This window comes from Dellaglioa sp. CoH-57-MRSF-16 (assembly GCF_056782055.1).
Genome location: NZ_JBXAXZ010000012.1, coordinates 3,396 through 5,181, shown reverse-complemented (window position 1 = coordinate 5,181; position 1,786 = coordinate 3,396). Strand labels below are relative to the sequence as shown.

Genomic DNA, 1,786 nt, shown 5'->3' with positions numbered 1-1,786 from the left:
TTGATATGATATAAAAGTTGTCAAAAGCAACCAAGTAGATCTTTGAAAACTGAACAAATTTTCGACAAATCAAATGTGTAGGGTCTCTTAACTAAGAGTTAAGAGCAAACATTTGCGAAGTCAATTCGCTAGTTTCAAAAAGTAACAAAACAATAAGAGCAATCAACTTTTTATATGAGAGTTTGATCCTGGCTCAGGATGAACGCTGGCGGCGTGCCTAATACATGCAAGTCGAACGCATTATCTTCACCGAGTGCTTGCACTCACCGAAGATAATGAGTGGCGAACGGGTGAGTAACACGTGGGTAACCTGCCCAAAAGAGGGGGATAACACTTGGAAACAGGTGCTAATACCGCATAATTTGTTAAACCGCATGGTTTGATAATGAAAGACGGCGTAAGCTGTCACTTTTGGATGGACCCGCGGCGTATTAGCTAGTTGGTGAGGTAAAGGCCCACCAAGGCAATGATACGTAGCCGACCTGAGAGGGTGATCGGCCACATTGGGACTGAGACACGGCCCAAACTCCTACGGGAGGCAGCAGTAGGGAATCTTCCACAATGGACGAAAGTCTGATGGAGCAACGCCGCGTGAGTGAAGAAGGTTTTCGGATCGTAAAGCTCTGTTGTTAGAGAAGAATGTAGGTAAGAGTAACTGTTTACCTAGTGACGGTATCTAACCAGAAAGCCACGGCTAACTACGTGCCAGCAGCCGCGGTAATACGTAGGTGGCAAGCGTTATCCGGATTTATTGGGCGTAAAGCGAACGCAGGCGGTTTTTTAAGTCTGATGTGAAAGCCTTCGGCTCAACCGAAGAAATGCATTGGAAACTGGATAACTTGAGTGCAGAAGAGGAGAGTGGAACACCATGTGTAGCGGTGAAATGCGTAGATATATGGTAGAACACCAGTGGCGAAAGCGGCTCTCTGGTCTGTAACTGACGCTGAGGTTCGAAAGCATGGGTAGCAAACAGGATTAGATACCCTGGTAGTCCATGCCGTAAACGATGAGTGCTAAGTGTTGGAGGGTTTCCGCCCTTCAGTGCTGCAGCTAACGCATTAAGCACTCCGCCTGGGGAGTACGACCGCAAGGTTGAAACTCAAAGGAATTGACGGGGGCCCGCACAAGCGGTGGAGCATGTGGTTTAATTCGAAGCAACGCGAAGAACCTTACCAGGTCTTGACATCTTCTGACAAACCTAGAGATAGGCCGTTCCCTTCGGGGACAGAATGACAGGTGGTGCATGGTTGTCGTCAGCTCGTGTCGTGAGATGTTGGGTTAAGTCCCGCAACGAGCGCAACCCTTATTATTAGTTGCCAGCATTTAGTTGGGCACTCTAATGAGACTGCCGGTGACAAACCGGAGGAAGGTGGGGATGACGTCAAATCATCATGCCCCTTATGACCTGGGCTACACACGTGCTACAATGGACGGTACAACGAGTTGCGAGACCGCGAGGTTAAGCTAATCTCTTAAAGCCGTTCTCAGTTCGGATTGTAGGCTGCAACTCGCCTACATGAAGTTGGAATCGCTAGTAATCGCGGATCAGAATGCCGCGGTGAATACGTTCCCGGGCCTTGTACACACCGCCCGTCACACCATGAGAGTTTGTAACACCCAAAGCCGGTGAGGTAACCTTTTAGGAGCCAGCCGTCTAAGGTGGGACAGATGATTAGGGTGAAGTCGTAACAAGGTAGCCGTAGGAGAACCTGCGGCTGGATCACCTCCTTTCTAAGGAATATTACGGAAACCTACACACTTGTCGAAAATTTGTTTAGTTTTGAGG

1 rRNA gene is annotated in these 1,786 nt (G+C 48.5%); it reads left to right on the top strand.

Annotated features, from left to right (window positions below):
- Positions 1-170: 170 nt before the first annotated feature.
- Positions 171-1,731 (top strand): 16S ribosomal RNA (locus tag AC1RPH_RS07515).
- Positions 1,732-1,786: the final 55 nt, after the last annotated feature.